General features: G+C 64.9%; 23 protein-coding genes and 1 pseudogene. 10 read left to right on the forward strand and 14 right to left on the reverse strand.

Going from position 1 to position 22,351, the window contains the following annotated elements; translation table 11 throughout:
* From GTP77_RS25690 to fliE, 10 genes and pseudogenes are all read right to left on the reverse strand, one after another.
* Positions 1-299, reverse strand: a pseudogene (locus tag GTP77_RS25690) (hypothetical protein); the annotation flags it as partial.
* Positions 296-604 (reverse strand): hypothetical protein, encoded by a 309-nt coding sequence (locus tag GTP77_RS25695; RefSeq protein WP_187358855.1) that lies wholly within the window; start codon positions 602-604, stop codon positions 296-298. The gene GTP77_RS25695 and the pseudogene GTP77_RS25690, both read right to left, overlap by 4 nt.
* Before the next feature lie 31 nt (positions 605-635).
* Positions 636-1,025 (reverse strand): flagellar export chaperone FliS, encoded by a 390-nt coding sequence (fliS, locus tag GTP77_RS25700; protein ID WP_161075007.1) that lies wholly within the window; start codon positions 1,023-1,025, stop codon positions 636-638.
* A 27-nt stretch (positions 1,026-1,052) separates the two neighbouring features.
* The gene (fliD, locus tag GTP77_RS25705; RefSeq protein ID WP_161075008.1) at positions 1,053-2,465 is read right to left on the reverse strand and encodes a flagellar filament capping protein FliD; all 1,413 of its coding nucleotides are present in this window, start codon (positions 2,463-2,465) and stop codon (positions 1,053-1,055) included.
* Positions 2,466-2,546: 81 nt separating this feature from the next.
* Positions 2,547-3,002, reverse strand: coding sequence for a flagellar export protein FliJ (fliJ, locus tag GTP77_RS25710; RefSeq protein ID WP_161075009.1), 456 nt, complete (start codon positions 3,000-3,002; stop codon positions 2,547-2,549).
* A complete protein-coding gene (gene fliI / locus GTP77_RS25715; RefSeq protein WP_161075010.1) occupies positions 2,999-4,309 on the reverse strand; it encodes a flagellar protein export ATPase FliI in 1,311 nt (436 codons plus the stop codon). Before fliI ends, fliJ begins: the two co-directional genes overlap by 4 nt.
* Positions 4,306-5,007, reverse strand: a complete 702-nt coding sequence (gene fliH / locus GTP77_RS25720; RefSeq protein ID WP_161075045.1) for a flagellar assembly protein FliH — start codon at positions 5,005-5,007, stop codon at positions 4,306-4,308. Before fliH ends, fliI begins: the two co-directional genes overlap by 4 nt.
* Positions 5,007-6,029: a flagellar motor switch protein FliG gene (locus GTP77_RS25725; protein ID WP_161075011.1), complete on the reverse strand. Its 1,023-nt coding sequence runs from the start codon at positions 6,027-6,029 to the stop codon at positions 5,007-5,009. Before GTP77_RS25725 ends, fliH begins: the two co-directional genes overlap by 1 nt.
* Positions 6,013-7,782 (reverse strand): flagellar basal-body MS-ring/collar protein FliF, encoded by a 1,770-nt coding sequence (gene fliF, locus GTP77_RS25730; protein WP_161075012.1) that lies wholly within the window; start codon positions 7,780-7,782, stop codon positions 6,013-6,015. Before fliF ends, GTP77_RS25725 begins: the two co-directional genes overlap by 17 nt.
* Before the next feature lie 73 nt (positions 7,783-7,855).
* Positions 7,856-8,209 carry a flagellar hook-basal body complex protein FliE gene (fliE, locus tag GTP77_RS25735; RefSeq protein ID WP_161075013.1) on the reverse strand — a complete coding sequence of 118 codons (354 nt, stop codon included), beginning with the start codon at positions 8,207-8,209 and terminating at the stop codon, positions 7,856-7,858.
* A gap of 528 nt (positions 8,210-8,737) precedes the next feature.
* On the opposite strand from fliE, the gene GTP77_RS25740 reads away from it, so the two are divergent.
* The 8 genes from GTP77_RS25740 (at position 8,738) to GTP77_RS25775 (ending at position 16,162) form a co-directional block, all read left to right on the forward strand.
* On the forward strand, positions 8,738-9,631 hold the full coding sequence (locus GTP77_RS25740; protein ID WP_187358856.1) for a FliM/FliN family flagellar motor switch protein: 894 nt from the start codon (positions 8,738-8,740) through the stop codon (positions 9,629-9,631).
* A 4-nt stretch (positions 9,632-9,635) separates the two neighbouring features.
* On the forward strand, positions 9,636-10,019 hold the full coding sequence (locus GTP77_RS25745; protein WP_161075014.1) for a FliM/FliN family flagellar motor switch protein: 384 nt from the start codon (positions 9,636-9,638) through the stop codon (positions 10,017-10,019).
* Positions 10,016-10,768: a flagellar type III secretion system pore protein FliP gene (gene fliP, locus GTP77_RS25750; protein WP_161075015.1), complete on the forward strand. Its 753-nt coding sequence runs from the start codon at positions 10,016-10,018 to the stop codon at positions 10,766-10,768. The genes GTP77_RS25745 and fliP overlap by 4 nt, the downstream gene beginning before the upstream one ends.
* Before the next feature lie 16 nt (positions 10,769-10,784).
* The gene (locus GTP77_RS25755; protein ID WP_161075016.1) at positions 10,785-11,057 is read left to right on the forward strand and encodes a flagellar biosynthetic protein FliQ; all 273 of its coding nucleotides are present in this window, start codon (positions 10,785-10,787) and stop codon (positions 11,055-11,057) included.
* Positions 11,058-11,069: 12 nt separating this feature from the next.
* Entirely contained in the window at positions 11,070-11,849 is a 780-nt protein-coding gene (locus GTP77_RS25760; protein WP_161075017.1) for a flagellar biosynthetic protein FliR, read from the forward strand.
* Positions 11,842-12,978, forward strand: a complete 1,137-nt coding sequence (locus GTP77_RS25765; RefSeq protein ID WP_161075018.1) for an EscU/YscU/HrcU family type III secretion system export apparatus switch protein — start codon at positions 11,842-11,844, stop codon at positions 12,976-12,978. The genes GTP77_RS25760 and GTP77_RS25765 overlap by 8 nt, the downstream gene beginning before the upstream one ends.
* Positions 12,978-15,065 (forward strand): flagellar biosynthesis protein FlhA, encoded by a 2,088-nt coding sequence (locus tag GTP77_RS25770; RefSeq protein ID WP_161075019.1) that lies wholly within the window; start codon positions 12,978-12,980, stop codon positions 15,063-15,065. The genes GTP77_RS25765 and GTP77_RS25770 overlap by 1 nt, the downstream gene beginning before the upstream one ends.
* Positions 15,066-15,142: 77 nt before the next feature.
* Positions 15,143-16,162, forward strand: a complete 1,020-nt coding sequence (locus GTP77_RS25775) for an Rpn family recombination-promoting nuclease/putative transposase (protein ID WP_161075020.1) — start codon at positions 15,143-15,145, stop codon at positions 16,160-16,162.
* A gap of 16 nt (positions 16,163-16,178) precedes the next feature.
* Here the strand turns inward: GTP77_RS25775 and GTP77_RS25780 are convergent, their stop codons facing one another.
* The 3 genes from GTP77_RS25780 to GTP77_RS25790 all read right to left on the reverse strand — a co-directional run bounded on the left by GTP77_RS25780 (position 16,179) and on the right by GTP77_RS25790 (position 20,010).
* A complete protein-coding gene (locus tag GTP77_RS25780; RefSeq protein ID WP_187358857.1) occupies positions 16,179-17,126 on the reverse strand; it encodes a hypothetical protein in 948 nt (315 codons plus the stop codon).
* Between the two features lie 98 nt (positions 17,127-17,224).
* The gene (locus GTP77_RS25785; RefSeq protein ID WP_161075021.1) at positions 17,225-18,118 is read right to left on the reverse strand and encodes a flagellin N-terminal helical domain-containing protein; all 894 of its coding nucleotides are present in this window, start codon (positions 18,116-18,118) and stop codon (positions 17,225-17,227) included.
* A 215-nt stretch (positions 18,119-18,333) separates the two neighbouring features.
* Positions 18,334-20,010: an electron transfer flavoprotein-ubiquinone oxidoreductase gene (locus GTP77_RS25790; RefSeq protein WP_187358858.1), complete on the reverse strand. Its 1,677-nt coding sequence runs from the start codon at positions 20,008-20,010 to the stop codon at positions 18,334-18,336.
* A gap of 171 nt (positions 20,011-20,181) precedes the next feature.
* On the opposite strand from GTP77_RS25790, the gene GTP77_RS25795 reads away from it, so the two are divergent.
* The gene (locus GTP77_RS25795; RefSeq protein ID WP_161075022.1) at positions 20,182-20,958 is read left to right on the forward strand and encodes an SDR family oxidoreductase; all 777 of its coding nucleotides are present in this window, start codon (positions 20,182-20,184) and stop codon (positions 20,956-20,958) included.
* Positions 20,959-20,982: 24 nt separating this feature from the next.
* Here the strand turns inward: GTP77_RS25795 and GTP77_RS25800 are convergent, their stop codons facing one another.
* Positions 20,983-21,543, reverse strand: coding sequence for a LuxR C-terminal-related transcriptional regulator (locus GTP77_RS25800; protein ID WP_161075023.1), 561 nt, complete (start codon positions 21,541-21,543; stop codon positions 20,983-20,985).
* Positions 21,544-21,649: 106 nt separating this feature from the next.
* Here GTP77_RS25800 and GTP77_RS25805 point away from each other — a divergent pair, with 106 nt between their 5' ends.
* The gene (locus GTP77_RS25805) at positions 21,650-22,348 is read left to right on the forward strand and encodes a CoA transferase subunit A (RefSeq protein ID WP_161075024.1); all 699 of its coding nucleotides are present in this window, start codon (positions 21,650-21,652) and stop codon (positions 22,346-22,348) included.
* The last annotated feature ends 3 nt before the right edge of the window (positions 22,349-22,351 follow it).

The following is a 22,351-nucleotide window of genomic DNA, read 5'->3' on the forward strand; positions in this document are numbered from 1 at the left end:
GGCGGCAGGACCAGGGCCAGCATGGCGTTCATGGCGTCCAGGCCGGCGCTGCCGGCGGCGCTGTCCGCGCCTTCATCGGCAGCCGGGACGCCGGCATCCGCCGCGCCGCCATCGGCGGCCGGTTCGGCGTCGCCCAGCAGCTGGGAAAACAGCGGCAGCGCCACGGCGGCGGCGCCTGGCAGGGCGGCGCCCAGCAAGGCCAGCGCGGCATCGCCCGCGCCTGCGGCCGGGACTGCGGTGTCCAGCAGGGACGGGGCGGGGGTGGGGGCGCCAGGGGCGCCGTTGGAGATCATAGTCATGCAGTGGTTCCGGTGACCGCAGCTTCGCTGCGTGTTGCTTCGCTGGGCTCGTGCCCGCTGGTCATGGCGTAGGCCATCCAGCCTTCCTTGTTCGCTTGCATTTCGCTCAATTTGGCCGCCAGCTCGGCGCTGGCCAGGCCGGCGCAGTGCTCGGCTTGCCGGTGCAGCTGGCGCAGCGCCGCCAGCGCGGCGCGCTCGGCCGGGCTCCACGGGCCTTGCGCGGCCATGGCCGGCAGCGAGGCGGCCATTAACGTATTAATCGCCGCCAGCGCATTCCAGTCCGAGGAAGCGGTGGCGGCGCTCATTTTTTGCGCCATCTGCAGCAATGTTTGTTGCCTATCCATTCTTGGCCTGCACTCCGAGCCAGCCCTGCTTGATGGTGGTCAGCAGGCCGGTCACCTCGTCCACGATGGCCGGGTCCATATCCACGCCGGCGCGGTACAGCCGGGCCACGCAGTAGTCGTACAGTCGGCCCAGGTTGGCCACCACTTCGCCGCCCTGGTCGTAGTCGAGCGAACTGGACAGGCCGTTGATAATCTCGGTGCACTTGTTCAGGCTGGCGGCCTTCAGCTCGTAGCGCTTGCCCACCACGTGGCCGCGCGCGCGCGCCAGTTCCTCCAGCAAGCCGTCGGTCAGCACCAGCACCAGCTCGATCGGCGAGGCGCGCGCGGTCTGGGCGTCCAGATTAACGGAGTGGTAACTGCTATAGGCTTCCTGGTTCATCATATTCTCTGGTGTGGGCGCGGCGCCCGGTTAGGAGCTCGATTTGTCGGCGAACAGGGCGGAGAACAGGCCGGTGTTCTGGGACATCTGGTTTTGCAGCGACTGCAAGGCGGTGAACTGCTGCAGATAGCGCTTGTAGGAGTTGTTGAACAGGTTGTCCAGCGCGTCCTGGCGGTCGCTCAGGGTGCGCTGCAGGCGGTCGTTGGTCTGGCGGCGTTCGCCGATGTGGCCGTCGACGCTGTTGGTCCAGGTGCTCATCAGCTTGTCCAGGCCGCCCAGCAGCGCGGACGTGTTGTTCAGGCTGCTGGTGCCGAAGATCTTGTCCAGCGCCGCCGGGTTGGCGGCGATGGCCGTGGCCAGGCGGTCGGCTTTGACGGCCAGGCTGCCGTCGCGCTGGGCGGTGATGCCGAACACCGGCAGGCTTACGCCGTCGGTGCTCTTGCGCAGCATGTCCTGCATGCGGCTGCGCAGCGCCTTCAGGCCGGCGTCGTTGGCGAAGGGGCCGGGCGGCTTCTTGTTCGGGGTGTCGCCGACAAAGGTCAGCTCGTCCAGCACCTTGTTCAGCGCATTGTAGGCGTCGACGAAGGACTGCACATTGCTCTTGGTGCCGGCGTTGTCGGTCGCCACGGTCAGGGTGGCGGGCACGCCGCCGGTCTGGGCCTTGGTGAAGGTCATCTTCACATCGTTGACCACGGCAAAGGTGTTGGACGCCTGCTCGATGCGGTTCTGGCTGAGCGGGTTGCCGTCCGGCGCGCCCAGCCACACCACGGCGTTCTGCGCGGTGACGATCTGGGTCTGCTTGCTGGTGTCTTCCAGCATGCCTTTCAGCGCCAGGTTGGTCACGCCGCTGGCGTCGATGGAGGCAGCATTGTCCTTGCCGGTGGCGTTCGAGGTCAGCACCAGGGTGGTGGCGCCGTTGACGGTCAGGGTGGAGGCGGTGACGGTGGAGTCGTTGTCGGCCGCCAGGTTGATGGCGGTGGCCACCTCCTGCGCCGTCAGCGTGCCGTCCAGGTTCTTGTCGGCGTTGACCAGGTTGACGTTGAAATTGGTGCCGTCGGCCAGCACCACGTTCAGGCTGCCGCTGCCGGCGGCGACCGTGTCGGTGATGCCGCCATAGGACACCTGGCCGGCCGTGGCCAGCTGCTCGACATAGAAGCTATACGTGCCGGCGGCCGCTGCCGAGCCGGCGGTGGCGGTGCCGATATCGCTGCTGAAGGAGGCGGTGTTGGCCAGCACGCTTTTCTTGCCGGACAGGGCCAGCAGGGCGCTGCTGAAGGTGCTCATGGCCGAGCTCAGCTTGCTCACGCCGCTGACGCCGTCGGCGGCGGCCTTGGTCTTGGTGTCGAGCAGGGTCTGCGAGGCTTCCGTATAGCGGGTCGCCAGCTGCGTGGCCATATAAGCCGGGTAGTCTGGGCTACTGCTGCCTGGGACGGTGGTTGCCATGATGTGTGCTCCGGAGAATGAGAGGGAAGTGTACAGTGCTAGAAGGCGACCGAAAATGTTTCCCTATGAAATTTTTGTGGATTAGCCGGGTTTTTGACTGCGCAACCACAATTGCGTTGCCAGTTCGTCATGCTGTTTGCGTTCCTGGGCGCGTTCATGGTGCACGGCGGCCTGCTGCTTCTTCTGCAGCACCTGGTCCAGCACCTCGCGCTTGACATAGGCCGCGTTGAGGGCGCGCTGCGACACGGCCATGTCGGCCTCGTGCATATTCAGGTCGAGGCGGTGGCTGTCGGCCATCTGCATGACGGCCTGCTTGTAGTCGCCGCAGTTGGAGGCCAGCGCCATCGGCAGCTTGCCGCTGGCGCCGCTGTTCTGGTACAGGCCGGTGAGCCGGTCCAGATTTTTCTGGTAGCGGTCGCGCACGCTTTCCTTGGCCGCCATCTCCGAGCGCAGGCGCTCGACCTCGGTGGTGCGCAGGTCCACCAGGGTGGACAGGTTGCGTATCATGTGGGACGGGTTTTTCGGGGACTGGGTCATGCCATCAGCCTTTCCAGAGTGGACACGCATGCCGCGTAGGGCGCCGCTTCCTTGGTGCCCTGGCACAGGTAGTCTTCAACATGAGGGTGCAGATTGACCGCCTTGTCGGTCACCGGGTCGGCGCCGGGCACGTAGGCGCCCAGCGGGATCAGGTCCCGCACCCGGTCATGGCGCGCCATCGACGCCTTCAGCGCGCGCGCGGCCAGCATGTGCTCGTTGCTGATCACCTGGTTCATGCAGCGGCTGATGGAGGCGGCGATGTTGATGGCGGGATAGTGGCCGCGCTCGGCCAGCTCGCGCGTGAGCACGATGTGGCCGTCCAGGATGGCGCGCGCGGTGTCGACCACCGGGTCCTGCTGGTCGTCGCCCTCGGCCAGCACGGTGTAGATGGCGCTCATGCTGCCGTTCGGGTTTTCGCCGTTGCCGGCCGACTCCACCAGCTGCGGCAGCGCCGAGAATACCGACGGCGGATAGCCCTTGGTGGCGGGCGGCTCGCCCAGCGCCAGCGCCTGCTCGCGCAGCGCCATGGCGTAGCGCGTCAGCGAGTCCACCAGCAGCAGCACATTCTTGCCCTGGTCGCGGTAGTGCGCCGCTATCGAATGGCACAGTTCGGTGGCCATGATGCGCATCAGCGGCGATTCGTCGGCCGGGGCGATCACCAGCACGGCCTTGCGCAGGCCCTCGGGGCCGAGCGACATCTCGACGAATTCGCGCACCTCGCGCGAACGCTCGCCGATCAGGCCCACCACCACCACGTCGGCCACGGTCTGGCGCGTGAGCATGCCCAGCAGCACGGACTTGCCCACGCCGGAGCCGGCCATCAGGCCGACGCGCTGGCCCTTGCCCAGGGTCAGCATGGCGTTGATGGCGCGCACGCCCACGTCCAGCGGTTCGGTCACCGGCTTCTTGCGCAGCGGGTGGATGCGGGGCGGGGTGTAGTCGAGCGGAAAATCGCCGCCCAGCTTGCCCAGCCCGTCGATGGGTTCGCCCAGGCCGTTGACCATGCGGCCCAGCCAGCCGGGACCGATGGTCAGGCTGACTTTTTCCGCCGACGGCATCACGCGCGCGCCGGTGGTCAGGCCCACGGCCTTTTTGAACGGCATCAGGAAGGACAGCTTGTCGCGGAAACCGACCACTTGCGCATCCAGCCATTCGCCGCTGACGGTTTCAATTTGGCAACGCTGGCCTGTGTGCATGGGGCAACCCATGGCTTCCAGCAGCAGGCCGGACGCCCCCACCAGCCGCCCGGTCGGGGTGGCCATGGGGACAGCGTCCAGCTCCAGCTTGCGCAAGGCATCGGCTATCATTCTTCGCTTTCGGACTCGTCGCCGCCGTCGGCGGCCTGGAGTTGATTATCGACCTGTTCCATGACAGCGGCAAGACGTTGATGGCATCCGGCATCAACTTCATTGTCGCCGGCGCGGATGCGGCACTCGCCGATGTCGAGGCGGGCGTCCGGAATCAGGTTCCAGCGCTTGGTGCGCTTGGGGTCGAGATCGGCGATGCGTTTCAGTTCTTCCGGATTCAGGTAGACGTCGATGTCCTCGCGGGTGGGCGGCATCGAGGCCAGGGTCTCGTCGACCAGGGCCATGATCTGCACCGGCTGCAGCGCCAGCTCGGCGCGGATCACCGAGCGCGCCACCTTGGCCACCAGGTCCACCACCTCCTTGCGCTGGGCCGCGCGGTAGTCGGCGCGCAGTTTTTTCAGGCCCTTGAGCATGGACTCCACGGGACGGGCCATGGTGTCGAAGCCGACCAGGGTCTCGTTGCGGCCTTCCTCGCGGCCCTGCTCGAAGCCGGCGTTGCGGCCGGCCTCGAAGCCGTCCTCCTGGCCGCGCTGCAGGCCGATCTCGTAGCCGTCGCGCTGGCCCTGTTCAAAGCCTTCGCTGACCGAGGCCTGCCACTGGGCGCTGTCGGTGCTCAGGCCGGCGCTGCCGCTGCCGCGGCTGGGCGGCGGGGCGAACTGCGACAGGGGCGGGAAGCGGTAGGGGCGGAATTGCTTCATCATTCAACCACCGTTTCGGCGAACAGCTGCACTTCGACTTCGCCGGCGTCGGCCAGCGCCTTGACGGTGGCCATGATTTCCTGGCGCGTCTGTTCGATGCGCGACATCGGCACGGGGCCGGCGCGGCGCATCATGTCCTCGAAGGCCTGGGCCTGGCGTTTCGGCATGGTTTTCAGCACCGCGTCGCGGATCGCCAGCTCGGCGCCCTTGAGCGCGATGGCCCACTGTTCCAGCGGCACTTCCTCGATCAGGCGCGACAAGGTGGCCTCGGTCTGGGTCGACAGGATCAGGAAGTCGTACATCGACAGCTCGATCTGGTTCACCACTTCCGGGTCGTGCGCGCGCAGCAGTTCCACGATCTGGGCGCGGTTGCCCGGCAGGCGGTTGAGGATCTCGGCGGTCTGGCGTATGCCTTCCACGCTGGTGCTCTGGCTGTCGAAGCTGCCCAGGCAGCGGTCCACCAGCTCGTCGAGCTCCTGCAGCAGATCGCGGTCGATCTCGTCCAGGCGGGCCAGGTTCAGCAGCACCAGGTCGCGGCCTTCCAGCGGCAGTCCGTCGATAATCTGGCCGGCCAGGGCCGGCGGCAGGAAGGCCAGGAAAACGGCCTGCATCTGCACATGCTCGTTGGCAATATATTCCGCCAGCCATTTCGGCGAGGCCCACTGCAGGCGCGCCATCTTCGGGCGCAGCTCGTCGCCGTAGATGTTGTTGAGCACGGTATTCGCGATATCGTTGCCCAGCGCCAGGTCCAGCGAGCGCTTCAGGTAGGCGCGCGAGGCGCCGTGCACGCCGGACTGCTCGCGGTAGTCGTCGAAGAAGGACTGCATGGCGGTCTTCACCGCTTCGACCTTGATGCCGCTCATGCGCGACATCACCTGGGTCACCTCCAGCAGCTCCTCGCGCGACAGGCAGCGCAGCACGGCGGCGGCCGGCTCCTCGCCTATGCTCAGCAGCACGATGGCGGCCTGTTCAACCGGGGTCAGCCCCGTACCGTCGGGCAGTTCGTTATTGAGATCGGCCATTTTTCTGCATCCATTGTTTGACGACTTCGGCTACGCGTTCCGGCTCTTTTTCGGCCAGAATCTTCAGGTGATCGACCATCACGTCGACCGAGGAACCGGTCGGCGGCAGATCGTAGTTTTCCAGCAGCGGCACCACCGGCATGCCCGGCTTGGCGACCGGCTGGCCTTCCAGCGTCTGGGCGCCGGTCTCCTGCAGCGCTTCCGGCGTGCCCAGCGCGGGCGCGCCCGGGGCGGGCTGGGTGCCCGGCGCGCCGGCGGCCTGGCCGCCCACCACGGTGGCTTCGGCGGTGGCGCCGGAGCGGCCGCTGGCATTGCCGCGCAGCGCCACATTGGCCGGCGCCGGCGGCGCGAAGCGCGCGGTGAGCAGGCGCATGATGGGGCGCAGCAGCAGCAGATAGCCGAGCAGGGCGCCCACCGCGTAGGTCAGCCAGGCGCTGAAGTCGACCACGGTGTCGCGCTCCTGCCACCACGGGGTGACTGCGGCCTTGGGCGGGAAGTTCATGGCGGTGACCACCAGCGCGTCGCCGCGCTCGGCGTTGATGCCCAGGCCGTTGCGCAGCACCTTGTCGATATTGGCCAGTTCGGCCGCGGTCCAGCCGGTTTTCGGGAAGGGGGCGGCGGCCTGCGCCAGCACCACGGCGATGCTTTGCTTCTCCAGCGTGCCGCGCGCATGCTTGGTCTGCACGATGCTGCGGTCGTAGGCGTACTGGCGGGTGGTGGCGTTCTTCTTGGCCGAGCCGTCGGGCTGCTGGTTGGGATCGGTGGCCTTGGCCGCGTCGGCCGCCGGCGGGCGGTTCGACAGGGTGCCGGGCACGCCCATCACCAGGCGGTTGCGGTCCTGCTCCTCGCGCATGGCTTCGCTGGTCACCTTGGGCGTTTCGCCGTATTTCTCCACCGTTTCCTCGACCTTGTCGTTGTTCACGGTGGCCGTCACGCTGAGGCGGAAATTGTCTTCGCCGACGATGGGGCCGAGCAGGCCGCGGATATTGTTGCGGATGTCGTCCTGCAGGCGCTTGCCGTTTTCATTGGTGGCGGCCGAGGACTCGAAGCCGTCGGCCAGGTCCACGTGCGAGGACAGCAGGTTGCCGGCCTGGTCGACCAGGCTGACGCGGCCCGGGCTCAGGCTGGCCACGCTGCCGGCCACCATATTGACCACGGCGGCGATGGTTTCCGGCGACAGCTTCTGGCCCGGCTTGGTGGCGATCACCACCGAGGCGGACGACTTGTCGCCGTCGCTGGTGACGAAGGAGGTCGATTTGGCGATGGACAGGTGCACGCGCGCCGTGGCGATCGCGTCCAGCGTCATGATGGACTGCGCCAGTTCGCCTTCCAGGCCGCGCCGGAAGCGCACGTCCTGCACGAACTGCGACACGCCCAGCGGGTCGTTCTTGTCCATCAGCTCCAGGCCGGCCGGCAGCTGGGCCGTCACGCCTTTCGAGGCCAGCAGCATGCGCACCTTGCCCAGCATGGACTCGGGCACCAGCACCTGGCCGCTGTCCGGATGCACGCGGTAGGGGATGTGCTCGCCGTCGAGCACCGTCATCATGTCGGCCGCCACCACTTTTTCGCGCGCGCCGAACACCGGCTTGTAGGCCGACTGGTCTTTCCACAGCACCATCAGCACCAGCGCGGTCACGCCTATCGCCAGCAGCAATATGGGCGTGAGGTTTTTCAGCAGGGCGGGCGGCAGGGCGGGCGCGGCGCCGTCGCCGGAGCGCCAGCGTCCAAAAGCGGACTTGATGGTGTTGATCACTGTGGACTTTCGCTTGGAAAGGTTTTATTCGAAACGGGAAGACGCCGGACTGCGCTGCCGCGGCAGCGCGGCCTCACAGCGGCAGTTTGATGAGTTCGTCGACCGCGCCCATGACCTTGTTGCGCACTTGCATCAGCATCGAGAAGGACAGGCTGGCTTCCTGGCTGGACAGCATGGCGCCCACCAGGTCGTCGCTGCGGCCGGCGTCGACGTCGGCCATTTTCTGGGCCGCCATCTGGTCGTCGGCGTTGACGCGGGTGACGGCGTCGCGCATCGACTGGGCGAAGGAGAAACTGTGGTTGCCGGCCGCGCCCGGCAGCGCGCCGAACTGGGCCGCAGGGGCGATGCTGCTGGCCGACAGGTCGGCGGCGGCGTTCGTCAGGGAAGCCAGATCCGCCTGAATCAGGCTGGCAAATTCATTAGCCATGTTACCTCCACTTAATTGCAACGTTGCTTACACATGGCTACCATAGCCCCATGTCGGCCATATTCGGACAGTGCCCGGCGCCAATGCCCGGTTGCGACGCGTCTAAAAGCGGACTCAGGAGAATGATACATGCTGGAAATTAGTTCGGTGTGCCGACGTGCGGCGAAACAACAAAAAAGACGTGCGCGGACTGCGGCGTGGCGCGGGAAAACGACAGAATTTCCTTTTTAATCATAGACTAAGCGGGTAGTGGGAGCGGCGGCGGCATTTTTTGTTGCATTGCGGCTGCAAGACCGTCATGCTACGAATAAGCTTACCCGTTAGCAACTTTCCTGTAAAGCCCCAAGGCGAGAAAACGTTTTATTGATGCGTAGCAATAGTGTCGGTTTTGCTGTAAACTCCGGCTCCGCTGCGGCGGGTACAACGCCCTAGCTAAACACCTGCGATTTAAGCTAGGATATGGCATGCGGTTGTGCAACAATCTGCGTATCGCCAGCGTACCGATAGCGTACCGACCAGACCACTGAAATGACCATCACACAACAGACTGCGCAACATCAAGTTCTGGACCCATGCCTGCTGGGCAGGCCTGTGCACCGGCTGCCGGCGTTCGCCGCCCAGCTCAAGGAAGACCTGGCGCAGGCCATGCGGCTCAACGTCAACCGCCGCTACTGGGGCAGCTTCCAGGTCGACAGCGTGGCCTTTGCCCGCCTGGACGGCGAGGAGATCGCGCTGCGCTGGGCCAATTTCTCGGCGCCGGCCGGGCAGATCGCCTTCTCGCTGGAGCGCAAGGTGCTGCTGGCGGTGCTGAACTACCGCTACGGCCGCGCCAAGAGCAATGCCGCCGCCGACGAGACGGCGGTGAAGGTGACCGCTACCGAGGAGCGCCTGGCCGTGGTGCTGGGCCTGCAGCTGGCGGGCACGCTGGCGGCGCGCATCGAATCGAACTTGCCGGCCTCCAATCCCGCGGCGGCCGGTGCGGCGGAGCAGGCCGAGGCCGGCGACCAGGGTTTCAAGCCGGTCGGCGGCGGCCTGCCGTCCAAGGGCGGCTGGGTGATCGCCGTCACGGTCAGCGATCCCGACAGCGCCAGCCCGGAGCCGCTCACCGGGCGCTTCCTGTTCGCGCTCGACAAGAATCTGATGGCCAGCGTGCTGCGCGGCCTGCAGCCCGAGCGCGACACCGCGCGCCGCGCCGCGCGCAACCAGGCGCCGCTGGGCGCGCGCCTGCAGGTGGGCCTGCAGGGCCGCCTGGTCAGCAAGGAAATGGAACTGGGCAACCTGTTCGACTTGCGCATCGGCGACGTGATCCCGATCAGCATGCACCGCGCCGAAGTGCTGCTGGACGATTCGCGCCTGTTCACGGCCGCTGTGAGCGAGCACAAGGGCAAGCTCTGTTTAACCTCTTTTGAAGACGTCGACTAACTCCATGATGAACATCAACGCAAACAGCACCAGCGATGCGCTGCTCGAAGACCTGTCGGAAGAAATGATTATCGACCAGGTCAGCAACGATCTGGCCGACGTGGCCCAGCCCCGCAGCGGCGGCGGCCGCCGCGACCTGCCGCAGATGATGCGCAAGATCCCCGTCACGCTGACGCTGGAGGTGGGCTCGGCCCGCATTTCGCTGCAGGACCTGATGGCGATCGGCCCGGACAGCGTGGTGGAACTGGACGTGCTGGCCGGCGAGCCGCTGGTCATCAAGGTCAACGGCACCGCCATCGGCCGCGCCGAAGTGGTGGTGGCGGGCGAAAACTATGGTTTGAAGGTAATCGACCTGGACGGCCTGAATCTCGACATGATGGCGCCATGACGCTGGCTGCGCGCCGCGCCTGCGCTGCGGCAGGTGCGCTTGCCGCCTGCGTGCTGGCGAGCGCCCCCGCGCACGCGGTCGACCTGCTGGCCAATGTGGTGCCGGGGGCGAACACGGAACTGACGGTCAAGACCCAGATCCTGATCATCATGACCTTGCTGGGCTTGCTGCCCATCCTGGTCATGATGATGACCAGCTTCACCCGCTTCGTGATCGTGCTGTCGCTGCTGCGCCAGGCCCTGGGCCTGCAGCAGGGCTTGCCCAACCGCGTGGTGACGGGCGTGGCCCTGATCCTGACCTTGCTGGTGATGCGCCCGATCGGCGACCAGGTGTGGAAGGACGCCTTCGTGCCCTACGACCAGGACAAGATCGGCCTGCAGGAGGCGCTGAAGATCGCCGAGCAGCCGATTTCGCGTTTCATGCTGGCCCAGACCAGCAAGGCCGCGCTCAAGCAGATCGCCCACCTGGCGGGCGAGGACAATGTGGCCAAGCCGGCCGACCACGCCTTTACCGTCAAGCTGGCCGCCTTTGTGCTGTCGGAGCTGAAGACCGCCTTCCAGATCGGCTGCCTGCTGTTCATCCCTTTCCTCATCATCGACCTGGTGGTGTCCTCGGTGTTGATGGCCATGGGTATGATGATGCTGTCGCCGCTGGTCATTTCACTGCCGTTCAAGCTGCTGCTGTTCGTGCTGGTGGACGGCTGGACCCTGACCGTCAACACGCTCGTCACGAGCATCCAGGCCTATTAGCGATGGGGGCCGACCTATGCTGACCCCCGATATCGCGGTCGACCTGGTGGTCGAGGCGCTGCACGTCGTGATGGTGCTGGTGCTGGTGCTGGTGGTGCCGGGCCTGATCATGGGCCTGCTGGTGGCGCTGGTGCAGGCCGCCACCCAGATCAATGAACAAACCCTGAGCTTCCTGCCGCGCCTGATGGTCACGCTGCTGGCGCTGATACTGGCCGGGCGCTGGATGGCCGGCTACCTGATGGACTATTGCGTGTCCATCTTCACCCGCGCCGCCACACTGGTAGGGTAGGGCGGAGCGGCCATGGAATCCCTACTGGCCCAGTTGCTGCCGCTGCTCAATGCCTGGTGGTGGCCTTTCGTGCGCGTGCTGGCCATGCTGAGCGCGGCGCCGGTGCTGGGCGACGCCATGGTGCCGGTGACGGTGCGCGTGCTGACCGCGCTGGTGCTGTCCATCCTGATGCTGCCGCTGACCGGCAACGCGCTGGCGATCGACCCCATTTCAGTCCAGGGCGTGGCGGCCACGCTGGAGCAGGCCGTGATCGGCGGGGTGCTGGGCCTGGCCTTCCATTTCAGCGTGTCGGTGATGATGGTGCTGGGCTACCTGGTGTCGAGCCAGATCGGTTTCTCCATGGCGGTGATGAACGACCCCGTCAACGGCCAGTCCTCGGACGTGGTGTCGGCGCTGCTGTCCATGCTGGTGATTATTGTGTTTTTCGCCATCGACGGCCACCTCGTCATCGCCGGCGTGATCGGCGGCAGCTTCCAGGCCTGGCCGCTGGGCGGCGGCTACAGCCCGCTGCTGCTGCAGACTGTGGCCTGGAACGTGGCCTGGATCTTCGCCGCCGCCATGCTGCTGGCCGTGCCCATCGTCTTCTCCACCATGGTGGTGCAGGTCGGCTTCGGCTTCCTGAACCGGGTGGCGCCCTCGCTGAACCTGTTCGCGCTGGGCTTTTCTGTGATCACCATTTTCGGCCTGCTGATGCTGGGCCAGGTGGTGCGCTTCATCCCCGAGCACTATGTCCGCATGACCGGGCGGGTGCTGGAAATGATACGGCAGCAGATGCAGGTGGCCCATGGCTGAGAACAGCACCGGCGACAAGTCAGAAAAGGCTTCACAGCAGAAGCTGAAGAAGTCCCGCGAGGAGGGGCAGGTGGTGCGCTCGCGCGACCTGGCCACCGCGCTCGGCATCCTGGTCACGCTCAAGCTCTTCATCTGGCTGCTGCCGTCCTACCTGAGCGATTTCCGCGAGCTGTTCCACCTCAGTTTCGCCGAGTTCGACAGCCAGGGTTCGCTGGACAACACCCTGTCCATCGTCTTCAGCTCGTCGATGGCGCTGCTGATCAAGATGCTGCTGCCGCTGTTCGTGGTGCCGCTGGCCATCGTGCTGGGCGGCCTGTTCCCGGGCGGCTGGGTGTTTTCCAGCAAACACTGGGAGCCCAAGCTGGAGCGCTTCAACCCGGTGGCCAACCTGGGCCGGCTGTTCGGCGGCAAGCACGCCTTCGAGTTCGCCCTGTCGCTGGCCAAGTCCGGCGTGCTGATCTGGGTGCTGGTGCACGTGGGCAGCACCAGCGTGCAGGACTACACGCGGCTGCAGGGCATGCCGCTCAACGAGGCGCTGCTGAGCGGCTCGGCGCTGATGCTGGACGGCCTGATGGCGCTGGTGTCGGTGTTCATCCTGTTCGCCCTGGTCGACGTGCCGGCCCAGGCTTTCTTCTACGCCAAGAACCAGCGCATGAGCAAGCAGGACCTGAAGGAAGAATACAAAAGCAGCGAGGGCCGGCCGGAAGTGCGCCAGCGCGTGCGCCAGCTGCAGCGCGCGCTGGCCCAGCGCGCCGCGCGCAAGACCGTGCCGAACGCCGACGTGGTGATCGTCAACCCCGAGCACTACGCGGTGGCGCTCAAGTACGACGAGCAGCGCGCCGAAGCGCCTTATGTGCTGGCCAAGGGCGTGGACGAGATGGCGCTGTATATCCGCCAGATCGCGCAGGAACACCAGATCGAGGTGCTGCCCCTGCCGCCGCTGGCGCGCGCCATTTACAATACCAGCCAGGTCAACCAGCAGATCCCGGTGCAGCTCTACCAGGCCGTATCGCAGGTGCTGAACTATGTGCTGCAGCTGAAAGCTTTCCGCGCCGGGCGCCGCAATGCCGAGCCCGGCCTGCCGACCGATGTCGCCGTGCCATCTTCCATGAGTGAGGTAATACCGTAATGAATTTCCTGAACCGTATCGTCGCAGAACTGCGCCGCCACAAGTTCGCCACTCCGCTGTTCGTGATGGCCATCCTCGGGATGATCATCCTGCCGCTGCCGCCGGTGCTGCTGGACGTGCTGTTCACGTTCAACATCGTGCTGGCGCTGATCGTGATCCTGGTCAGCGTGTCGGCCAAGCGGCCGCTGGACTTCTCGGTGTTCCCGACGGTGATCCTGGCCACCACCCTGATGCGGCTGACGCTGAACGTGGCGTCGACCCGGGTGGTGCTGCTCAAGGGCCATGAAGGCACGGGCGCGGCCGGCCGGGTGATCGAGGCCTTCGGCAATGTGGTTATCGGCGGCAATTTCGTGGTCGGCCTGGTGGTGTTCGTGATCCTGATGATCATCAACTTCATCGTGGTGACCAAGGGCGCCGAGCGGATCTCCGAGGTGTCGGCGCGCTTCACGCTGGACGCCTTGCCGGGCAAGCAGATGGCGATCGACGCCGACCTGAACGCCGGCCTGATCAACCAGGAAAAAGCCCAGGCGCGCCGCCGCGACGTGGCCATGGAGGCCGACTTCTACGGCGCCATGGACGGCGCCTCCAAGTTCGTGCGCGGCGACGCGGTGGCCTCCATCCTGATCCTGATCATCAATATGGTCGGCGGCGTGGCCATCGGCTCGCTGATGCAGAACATGTCCTTCGGCGACGCCTTCCGCCAGTACGCGCTGCTGACCATCGGCGACGGCCTGGTGGCGCAGATCCCGGCGCTGCTGCTGTCGGCCGCCTCGGCCATCCTGGTCACCCGCATCAGCGATTCGGGCGACTTCGAAGACACCGTCAAGCAGCAGCTGCTGACGTCGCCAAGCGTGATCGGCGGCGCGGCCGGCTTGATGGCCATCCTGGCCGTGGTGCCGGGCATGCCGTGGCTGATGTTCATGACCTTCGCGGCGGTGCTGGGCTATGTATCCTGGCGCCTGAGCAAGCGCGTGTCCGCACCGGACACCAGCGCGCTGCAGGCCATCGAGGCCGCGCTGCGCGAAGAGAAGGTGCCCGAGCTGGAATGGCAGAACCTGCCGGCGGTGCAGCCGCTGCAGCTGACCCTGGGCTACAAGCTGGTGAGCCTGATAGACAAGGCGCACGGCGAACCGCTGACCAAGCGCGTGCGCGGCGTGCGGCAAAGCCTGTCCGAATCGATGGGCATGGTGCTGCCGCCGGTGGCGGTGCGCGACGACCTGGGCCTGAAACCCTCGCAGTACGCGGTGGTGCTCAGCGGCAGCGTGGTGGCGCAGGCCGAAGTGTTCCCTGACCGGCTGATGGCGATTCCTTCGCCCACCGTGTACGGCAAGCTGGACGGCATCCCGGGCGTGGAGCCGGCCTACGGCATGCCGGTGATCTGGATCGAGAGCAGCGAGAAGGCCAATGCGCTGGGCTTGGGCTACCAGGTGGTGGAGGCGCCGAGCGCCATCGCCACCCATGTGTCCAAGCTGATACGCGAATACCTGCCCGAGCTGTTCCGCCACGAGGACGTGCCCGCCATCCTGGAGCGGCTGACGGCGCTCTCGCCCAAGCTGGCCGCTTCGCTGGACAAGGCGCTCACGCACACCCAGCTGCTGCGCGTGTTCCGCGTGCTGCTGGCTGAAAATGTGTCGCTGAAGGACATCGTGCCGATCGCCACCACCTTGCTCGACAGCTCGGAAACCACCAAGGACCCCATCCTGCTGGCGGCCGAGGTGCGCTGCGCGCTGCGGCGCCAGATCGTCACCGGCCTGTTCGGGCAGAAGTCGGAGATGCTGGCTTTCAACCTGGGCGGCGAGCTGGAAAATATGCTGCTGGGTTCCCTGAACCAGGCGCGCCAGAGCGGCAAGGTGGTGCTGGACAACTACCCGATCGACCCGCATCTGCTGGCCCAGCTGCAGGTCAATATGCCGGTGGCGCGCGAGCAGATGAAGCAGCAGGCCACGCCGCCGCTGCTGCTGGTGCTGCCGCAGATCCGTCCGCTGCTGGCGCGCTACGCCCGCCTGTTCGCGCCCGGCCTGAGTGTGCTGTCCTACAATGAAGTGCCGGAAAACCGCGAAGTGAGCATTATCGGCACGGTGGGCTAAGCGCCTGCCTTTGCGCGCGCGCAAACCTTGCGTGCATGGGGCCGCGTCCGCCGCGCCGCCCGCATTACACTGCGCTCATGAGAGCGGACCACGACACCGGCTACAAACAGCTGTTCGCGCATCCGGAGCTTGTGCGGGAACTGCTGGCCTTGGTGTTGCCCGGCCTATTGCTTCAGCCGCCGGCAGACTGCCAACGCATCAGCGCAAGCTATACCACGGACGCCGGCCGTCAGCGGCATGGCGACATGGTCTGGCGCGTTCACTTGGAGCCGGGTGCCCGGGTGCTCTACGTCTTGCTCGAATTCCAATCCACGCCGGATCGCTGGATGGCGCTGCGCATGCATGTGTATGCCGGCTTGCTCTGCCAAGAGTTGCTCAAGCAAAGCGCGTCGCTGCGGCATGGCTTGCTGCCGGCAATACTGCCATTGGTGCTCTATAGCGGGGAGGAGCACTGGCCCGGCAGCGTAGAGTTGGCCGATATGTTTGAGACGCCGCCGCCTGGCCTGGAGGAGGTACAGCTTGCGCAGCGCTATCTCTTGATCGATCAGTCATTTTGGGCGCGACATGCTGGCGCTGACGGCAGCGTGGTGGCGGCCTTGTTCGCCCTTGAGTGCGGCAGAAACCTTGGGCCTGTGCTGGCGTGTATTGCACATTGGCTTGAGGAGCAGGGGAACCAATCATTGCGCCGCACGGTCTCACGCTGGATAGTGCTTACATTGCGCGGCAGATTTGCTCATTTGAAAGTACCGCTGCGCTACACGCCGGAGGAGGTGCAAATTATGCATGACCAGAGATTCGGAACATTTGAAGAAATGTGGGAATATGATGCCATCCAGAAGGGCATTCAGATAGGCATTAAGCAGGGAATAGAGCAGGGAATAGAGCAGGGAATAGAGCAGGGAATAGAGCAGGGCCAGCGCGCCGGCTTGAGGCTGGCGGTGCTCTCTATGCTCAGACGCGGCGGAGACGCCGTGCCGGAGGCCGTGCTGGCAAAGGTTGAAGATGGCAACGCCGCCCAGTTGCAGGGCTGGATGGACCTGTTGCTTGACGGGGCGGCGGCCGCCAGCGTTTTCGGCTCGCCGGACAAGCAACGCTAGCTGCGGTCCCGGTGCCTCAGGCCGATTCGGAGAACAGGTCTTTGGGCTGCGGCGGCTGCGATAGCAGCACGGCCGTTTCGGCCATGGCCTTGAAGATGGACTGGGTCAGCATGGCGGTCTGCACCCGGGTGGGGTTGTTGTATTCTTCGCGCACCGGCGCCAGTTCGCGCATCAGGTGGCAGCGCACCAGCGCCAGGCCGTTGCGGCTGACGATGGCGGCCAGTTCCGGCAGCATGTCGCGCATGAACTGCATGGTGGCGTTCTGGTTGGCGCCGATCTCGAGCACCACGCCGTCGCCGGCCGGCTCCATCTGCACCAGCACCTTGCCCATGCCTTCAATAAACAGTTCCAGCCGTATCGCCACGCGCGCGCGGCGGCGGCGGGGCTCGTCTGGCTGGCCAGGGTCGCGCGAGACCACGCGCAGCACCAGTTTCTCGGCGCCCCAGGCGTAGACGGCGAAACGCCACGACTCCATTTCGCTCAGCATCATGGGCGCGGCGCGGCCGTCGCGCATGGCCGACTGGCCCTGCTCGGCCATGAACAGGCCGGACGGCAGATGGCGCCCGCGCGCCTGCTCCATCAGCGCGGCGCGTTGTTCGCCGTAGGTGCGTACCATGATGGCCCAGGACATGGCCATGGTGGTGGCGTCCGGCTGCTGCCAGACCAGCTGGCGCGACATTTGCAATTGATCGGGGCGCAGCGCCGCCGGCTCGGCCATATTGGCCGCCTGCGCCTGCGCCGCATTGGCGAGCGACTTCAGGCCCTGCTGGACCAGTACCGCCTCCTGCGCGTCGGCCACGCCGTTCAGCGCCTGGGACAGGCCGGGCGGCAGCGAGAAGCTGGCTTCCTCGCCGGGCACATGGGCCACCGGCGGGATAGGCGGGGCCTGGCCAGGCTGTTCGCGCATCACCCGCTCGGGGATGTTGAGCGAGGAGCTGATCGGTGTAAGTCGGTCTATTGCCATAAAGCAATCTTATCTTGCGCTTAAACGAAAAAAGCCAACCGGAAGTCCGGTTGGCTCTTGTACTCCCGAGCGCGTCAGCGCCCTGGAAGCCCTTGCTATTATTGCAGCAGGGACAGAACCAGCGAGGACTGGCTGTTGCTTTGTTTCAGCATTGCGGTACCAGCTTGCAGCAGCATCTGGTTCGAGGTCATTGCCGCGGATTCGGAAGCGAAGTCCACGTCCATGATACGGCCGCTTGCGTTTTTGGTGTTGGTCGATACGTTCGACAGGTTGTTGTACACGTGGTCCAGACGGTTCGAAGCAGCACCCAGGGCGGAACGGGTTTTTGCCACGGAGTCGATCGCGGTTTTCAGCGTGTCGATGTTGGTGTTGGCGGCGGTTGCGGTAGCAACTTCGCTGCCGGCGGTGGCGGTAGCGGTGCCGTCGGACTTGTAGTTGGCGGCGGCGGCGACGATGTCTGCGTGCATCTGGGTCAGCGAGTTGTCGCCGGCAGCGGTCAGGTCGACGTCCATCGTTTCGCCTTTGGACGAACCGATCTGGAAGGTCACTTTGGCGTTGAATTTCGAGTCGGCCTTGGTGCTCAGCAGGGTGGTGCCGCCGAACGAGGTGTTCGACAGGATGTTGCTCAGTTCCATGGTCAGTGCGTCGTACTCGGACTGCATCGCGGTGCGGTCGTCGTCGGTGGAGGAGCCGTCGGCCGACTGGGTGGCCAGATCCTTCATACGAACCAGAATGTTGGTGGTCTCGTCCAGCGCGCCTTCGGCGGTCTGCATCATCGAGATCGAATTCTGGGTGTTGCGCATTGCAACAGCCATACCGCTCGTTTGCGCTTTCAGACGGGTGGCGATCTGCAGGCCAGCAGCGTCATCCATTGCCGAGTTGATGCGGTAGCCGGTGCTCAGGCGAGTCATCGACGTCGACAGGCTGTTCTGCGTACGGGTGATCGAGTTTTGAGCGGACAGCGCCGCGTTGTTAGTGTGAAGACTCAGCATGAATAACTCCTGATAGGTGGGTTCGATTCTAGAGCAGCGTTGCTTTGTTTGCGCTCTCCCAAGTACAAGACGACCGTTTCAGCCCGGGCATTAAATGCTTTTGAGAAATTTGTGAAAATTATTTGTTTTTCCTATGATCGGACAGCTGACCGCCCCTGATTATGTTCCTAAAAGCACAACAGCGCAGTCCCTGGGGCGCTGCGCTGTTGTTTATTTTACATATTCGGATAGTTCGGACCGCCGCCGCCTTCCGGCGTGATCCAGACGATATTCTGGGTCGGATCCTTGATATCGCAGGTCTTGCAGTGCACGCAGTTCTGCGCATTGATCTGCAGGCGGTCCTGGCCTTCGTCGGTCTTGACGAATTCATACACCCCGGCCGGGCAGTAGCGCGCCTCCGGTCCGGCGTACTTGGCCAGGTTCACGTCCACCGGCACGCTGGCGTTCTTCAGCGTCAGGTGGACCGGCTGGTCTTCCGCGTGGTTGGTGTTCGAGATGAACACCGAGGACAGGCGGTCGAAGGTCAGCTTGCCGTCCGGCTTGGGGTAGACGATAGGCTGGAAGTTCGCGGCCGGCTTCAGGCATTCATGGTCGGCATGGCTATGGTGCAAGGTCCACGGCGCCTTGCCGCGGAAGATGAGCTGGTCGATGCCGGTCATCAGCGAACCCAGATACAGGCCTTTTTTCAGCCACGGCTTCACATTGCGCGCCACGTGCAGCTCTTCATGCAGCCAGGACTGCTCGAAGGCGGCAGGGTAGGCGGCCAGTTCGTCGTGCTGGCGGCCCGCGCCCAGGGCGTCGAAGGCCGCTTGCGCGGCCAGCATGCCGGACTTGATGGCGGCGTGCGAACCCTTGATGCGGCTCATGTTCAGGAAGCCGGCGTCGCAGCCGATCAGCGCGCCGCCCGGGAAAGTCAGCTTGGGCAGCGATTGCAGGCCGCCGGCCGTGATGGCGCGCGCGCCGTAGGAAATGCGCTTGCCGCCTTCGAAGAAGCTGCGGATGGCCGGATGGGTCTTGTAGCGCTGGAATTCCTCGTACGGCGACAGGTAGGGATTCTCATAGTCCAGTCCGACCACATAGCCCACCATGACCTGGTTGTTTTCCAGGTGGTACAGGAAGGAGCCGCCGTAGGTCTTGCTGTCCAGCGGCCAGCCGGTGGTGTGGATCACCAGGCCGGGCTGGTGCTTGGCCGGATCGATTTCCCACAGTTCCTTGATGCCGATGCCGTAGGACTGCGGATCCTTGCCCTTGTTCAGGTCGTACTTGGCCATCAGCTGCTTGCCCAGGTGGCCGCGCGCGCCTTCGGCGAACAGCGTGTACTTGCCGTGCAGTTCCATGCCCAGCTGGAAGTCCGGACCGGCTTCGCCGTCGCGCTTGACGCCCATATTGCCGGTGGCAATGCCTTTGACGGAGCCGTCGTCGTTGTACAGCACTTCGGCGGCGGCGAAGCCGGGGAAGATTTCGACGCCCAGCGCCTCGGCCTGCTGGCCCAGCCAGCGCACCACATTGCCCAGCGAGATGACGTAGTTGCCATGGTTTTCGAAGCAGGCCGGCAGCGCGAAATTGGGCGTCTTGTAGGCTTTCTTCTCGGTCAGGAACAGCACGCGGTCTTCGGTGACTTCGGTATTCAGCGGCGCGCCCAGTTCTTTCCAGTTCGGGATCAGTTCGGTCAGCGCCTTCGGGTCCATCACGGCGCCCGACAGGATGTGCGCGCCCAGCTCGCCGCCTTTTTCCAGCACCACCACGGACACTTCCTGGTTCTTCTCCGCCGCCAGTTGCTTGATCTTGATGGCGGCCGACAGGCCGGCCGGGCCGCCGCCGACGATGACGACGTCATACTCCATCGCATCGCGCGGGCCGTACTGCTCTACCAGATTGTTAGCTTGGGTCATGTTTTATACTTTTATAAGAATGAGGTGAAAAATTAGCACGAGTGTGCTTCTTTCTCGCCAGTTTAGCAATATGGGCGCCATTTTGCGTGACAATCTTAGACGCCGCAATCTAATACTGGCATTTTGTGTAATCATTACGGACATGCTATCAACCGAAACAGGAGCAGCGCCGTGGGCATAGAAGTGAACTTTGAAGGAAAAATCGCGCTGGTGACCGGTGCCTCGAGCGGACTCGGCGCCCGCTTCGCCAAAGTGCTGGCGCAGGCCGGCGCGCAGGTGGTGCTGGCCTCGCGCCGCATTGAGCGCCTGAAGGAGCTGCGCGCCGAGATCGAGGCGGACGGCGGCGCGGCCCACGTGGTGGCACTGGACGTGACCGATTACGCCAGCATCAAGTCGGCCATCGCGCACGCGGAGACCGAGGCGGGGCAGATCGACATCCTGGTGAACAATTCCGGTGTCTCCACCACACAACGCCTGGTCGACGTCACGCCGGAGGATTACTCCTTCGTCATGGACACCAATCTGCGCGGCGCCTTCTTCGTGGCGCAGGAAACGGCCAAGCGCATGATCGCGCGCGCCAAGGGCGACCCGAAAAAACAGCACCGCATTATCAATATCGCCTCGGTGGCGGGGCTGCGCGTGCTGCCCCAGATCGGCGTGTACTGCATGAGCAAGGCCGGCGTGGTGCAGATGACCAAGGCCATGGCGGTGGAGTGGGGCAAGTACGGCATCAACACCAACGCCATCTGCCCCGGCTATATCTCGACCGAGATCAACGAGGATTATTTCGCCAGCGAGCAGGGCCGCAAGCTGATCGACATGCTGCCGCGCCGCCGCCCCGGCAAGCCGGAAGACCTGGACGGCCTGCTGCTGCTGCTGGCCGGCGAGGATTCGCACTTTATCAACGGCGCCGTGATTTCCGCCGACGACGGCATGACGGCGATGTGAAAAAAGCGGCCAAGGCCGCTTTTTCTACAACTGCACGCCCACCAGCTTGTGCACCAGCTCCGAGGAGGTGGCCGCTTCGAATTTGCGCATCAGCCTGGCGCGGTGCATTTCCACCGTGCGCGGGCTGAGGTCGATCTGGCGCGCGATGACCTTGCTGGTCTTGCCTTCCACCAGCAGGGCGGCGATTTCGCGCTCGCGCGGCGTCAGTTCCGCCGTCACCGGCCGCTTTTCGCTCACATCCTCAAAGGTCCAGATGCCCGCGCCCAGCGGCTCTTTCGCCTTCAGCGCGTGGCCGCTCACATGGCACCAGAACAGCTCGCCGCTCGCGCGGCGCATGATGCGCTCGTCCGAATAGCGGCCCTTGGCGTTCATGATGGGGATGATGCGGTCGCCGGTGCGCAGGAACTCGTCGGCCGAAGGGTAGAGCTGGCAGAAGGACTTGCCCACCAGGTCCGCGCGCGCGTAGCCGAACATGGCGGCCAGCGCCTCGTTGCAGGACTGGATGGTGCGGTTCTCCGAGATGCACATTCCCACCGGCGCATGCAGGAAGATGGTTTCGTAGTCGATTGCGAGTGGTGCGTTCATCGTTGCGGGCCGGTAGTTCTACGGTATTGTGGAAACACTAGGCGTATTCTATGCTGATACCCCATGTGAACAACAGTGCAAGCTTATCAAAACATAAGGGAGATGTATGAATAAAGTTTATCCCGATGCCGCCGCCGCCCTGGCTGGCATTGTGCAAGATGGGCAAACCATTGCCGTCGGCGGCTTTGGCCTGTGCGGTATCCCGGAGGCGCTGATCGCCGCGCTGCGCGACAGCGGCGCCAAGCAGCTGACCGCGATCTCGAACAACGCCGGCGTGGACGGCTTCGGCCTGGGCCAGCTGCTGGAAACCCGCCAAATCCGCAAGATGATCGCCTCTTACGTGGGCGAGAACAAGGAATTCGCGCGCCAGTACCTGGCCGGCGAACTGGAGCTGGAATTCACGCCGCAGGGCACGCTGGCTGAAAAGCTGCGCGCAGGCGGCGCCGGCATCCCGGCCTTCTTCACCAAGACCGGCGTGGGCACCATCGTGGCCGACGGCAAGGAGATCCGCGAATTCGACGGCGAGCAGTACGTGATGGAACGTTCGCTGGTGGCCGACGTGTCGCTGGTCAAAGCATGGAAGGCCGACAAGGCCGGCAACCTGGTGTTCCGCAAGACGGCGCGCAACTTCAACCCCAACGTGGCCGCCGCCGGCAAGATTACTGTCGTGGAAGTCGAGCAGCTGGTGGAGATAGGCGAGATCGATCCGGACGAAGTGCATACGCCGGGTATTTTCGTGCACCGCATCGTGGTCAACGCGGCGCCGGAAAAACGCATCGAACAGCGCACCGTGCGCGCCAACTGAGGA

The organism is Pseudoduganella aquatica (assembly GCF_009857595.1).
Lineage (GTDB): Bacteria > Pseudomonadota > Gammaproteobacteria > Burkholderiales > Burkholderiaceae_D > Rugamonas > Rugamonas aquatica_A.

Excerpts from the sequence above, each read along its gene's own strand:
- fliP (WP_161075015.1), top strand. The coding sequence starts at position 10,016 with ATGACGCTGGCTGCGCGCCGCGCCTGCGCTGCGGCAGGTGCGCTTGCC.
- GTP77_RS25740 (WP_187358856.1), top strand. The coding sequence starts at position 8,738 with ATGACCATCACACAACAGACTGCGCAACATCAAGTTCTGGACCCATGC.
- GTP77_RS25805 (WP_161075024.1), top strand. The coding sequence starts at position 21,650 with ATGAATAAAGTTTATCCCGATGCCGCCGCCGCCCTGGCTGGCATTGTG.
- fliI (WP_161075010.1), bottom strand. The coding sequence starts at position 4,309 with ATGATAGCCGATGCCTTGCGCAAGCTGGAGCTGGACGCTGTCCCCATG.
- GTP77_RS25765 (WP_161075018.1), top strand. The coding sequence starts at position 11,842 with ATGGCTGAGAACAGCACCGGCGACAAGTCAGAAAAGGCTTCACAGCAG.
- GTP77_RS25760 (WP_161075017.1), top strand. The coding sequence starts at position 11,070 with ATGGAATCCCTACTGGCCCAGTTGCTGCCGCTGCTCAATGCCTGGTGG.
- fliE (WP_161075013.1), bottom strand. The coding sequence starts at position 8,209 with ATGGCTAATGAATTTGCCAGCCTGATTCAGGCGGATCTGGCTTCCCTG.
- GTP77_RS25770 (WP_161075019.1), top strand. The coding sequence starts at position 12,978 with ATGAATTTCCTGAACCGTATCGTCGCAGAACTGCGCCGCCACAAGTTC.
- GTP77_RS25780 (WP_187358857.1), bottom strand. The coding sequence starts at position 17,126 with ATGGCAATAGACCGACTTACACCGATCAGCTCCTCGCTCAACATCCCC.
- GTP77_RS25745 (WP_161075014.1), top strand. The coding sequence starts at position 9,636 with ATGATGAACATCAACGCAAACAGCACCAGCGATGCGCTGCTCGAAGAC.
- fliD (WP_161075008.1), bottom strand. The coding sequence starts at position 2,465 with ATGGCAACCACCGTCCCAGGCAGCAGTAGCCCAGACTACCCGGCTTAT.
- fliS (WP_161075007.1), bottom strand. The coding sequence starts at position 1,025 with ATGATGAACCAGGAAGCCTATAGCAGTTACCACTCCGTTAATCTGGAC.
- GTP77_RS25695 (WP_187358855.1), bottom strand. The coding sequence starts at position 604 with ATGAGCGCCGCCACCGCTTCCTCGGACTGGAATGCGCTGGCGGCGATT.
- GTP77_RS25755 (WP_161075016.1), top strand. The coding sequence starts at position 10,785 with ATGCTGACCCCCGATATCGCGGTCGACCTGGTGGTCGAGGCGCTGCAC.
- GTP77_RS25790 (WP_187358858.1), bottom strand. The coding sequence starts at position 20,010 with ATGACCCAAGCTAACAATCTGGTAGAGCAGTACGGCCCGCGCGATGCG.
- GTP77_RS25785 (WP_161075021.1), bottom strand. The coding sequence starts at position 18,118 with ATGCTGAGTCTTCACACTAACAACGCGGCGCTGTCCGCTCAAAACTCG.
- fliH (WP_161075045.1), bottom strand. The coding sequence starts at position 5,007 with ATGAAGCAATTCCGCCCCTACCGCTTCCCGCCCCTGTCGCAGTTCGCC.
- GTP77_RS25800 (WP_161075023.1), bottom strand. The coding sequence starts at position 21,543 with ATGAACGCACCACTCGCAATCGACTACGAAACCATCTTCCTGCATGCG.
- GTP77_RS25775 (WP_161075020.1), top strand. The coding sequence starts at position 15,143 with ATGAGAGCGGACCACGACACCGGCTACAAACAGCTGTTCGCGCATCCG.
- GTP77_RS25725 (WP_161075011.1), bottom strand. The coding sequence starts at position 6,029 with ATGGCCGATCTCAATAACGAACTGCCCGACGGTACGGGGCTGACCCCG.
- fliJ (WP_161075009.1), bottom strand. The coding sequence starts at position 3,002 with ATGACCCAGTCCCCGAAAAACCCGTCCCACATGATACGCAACCTGTCC.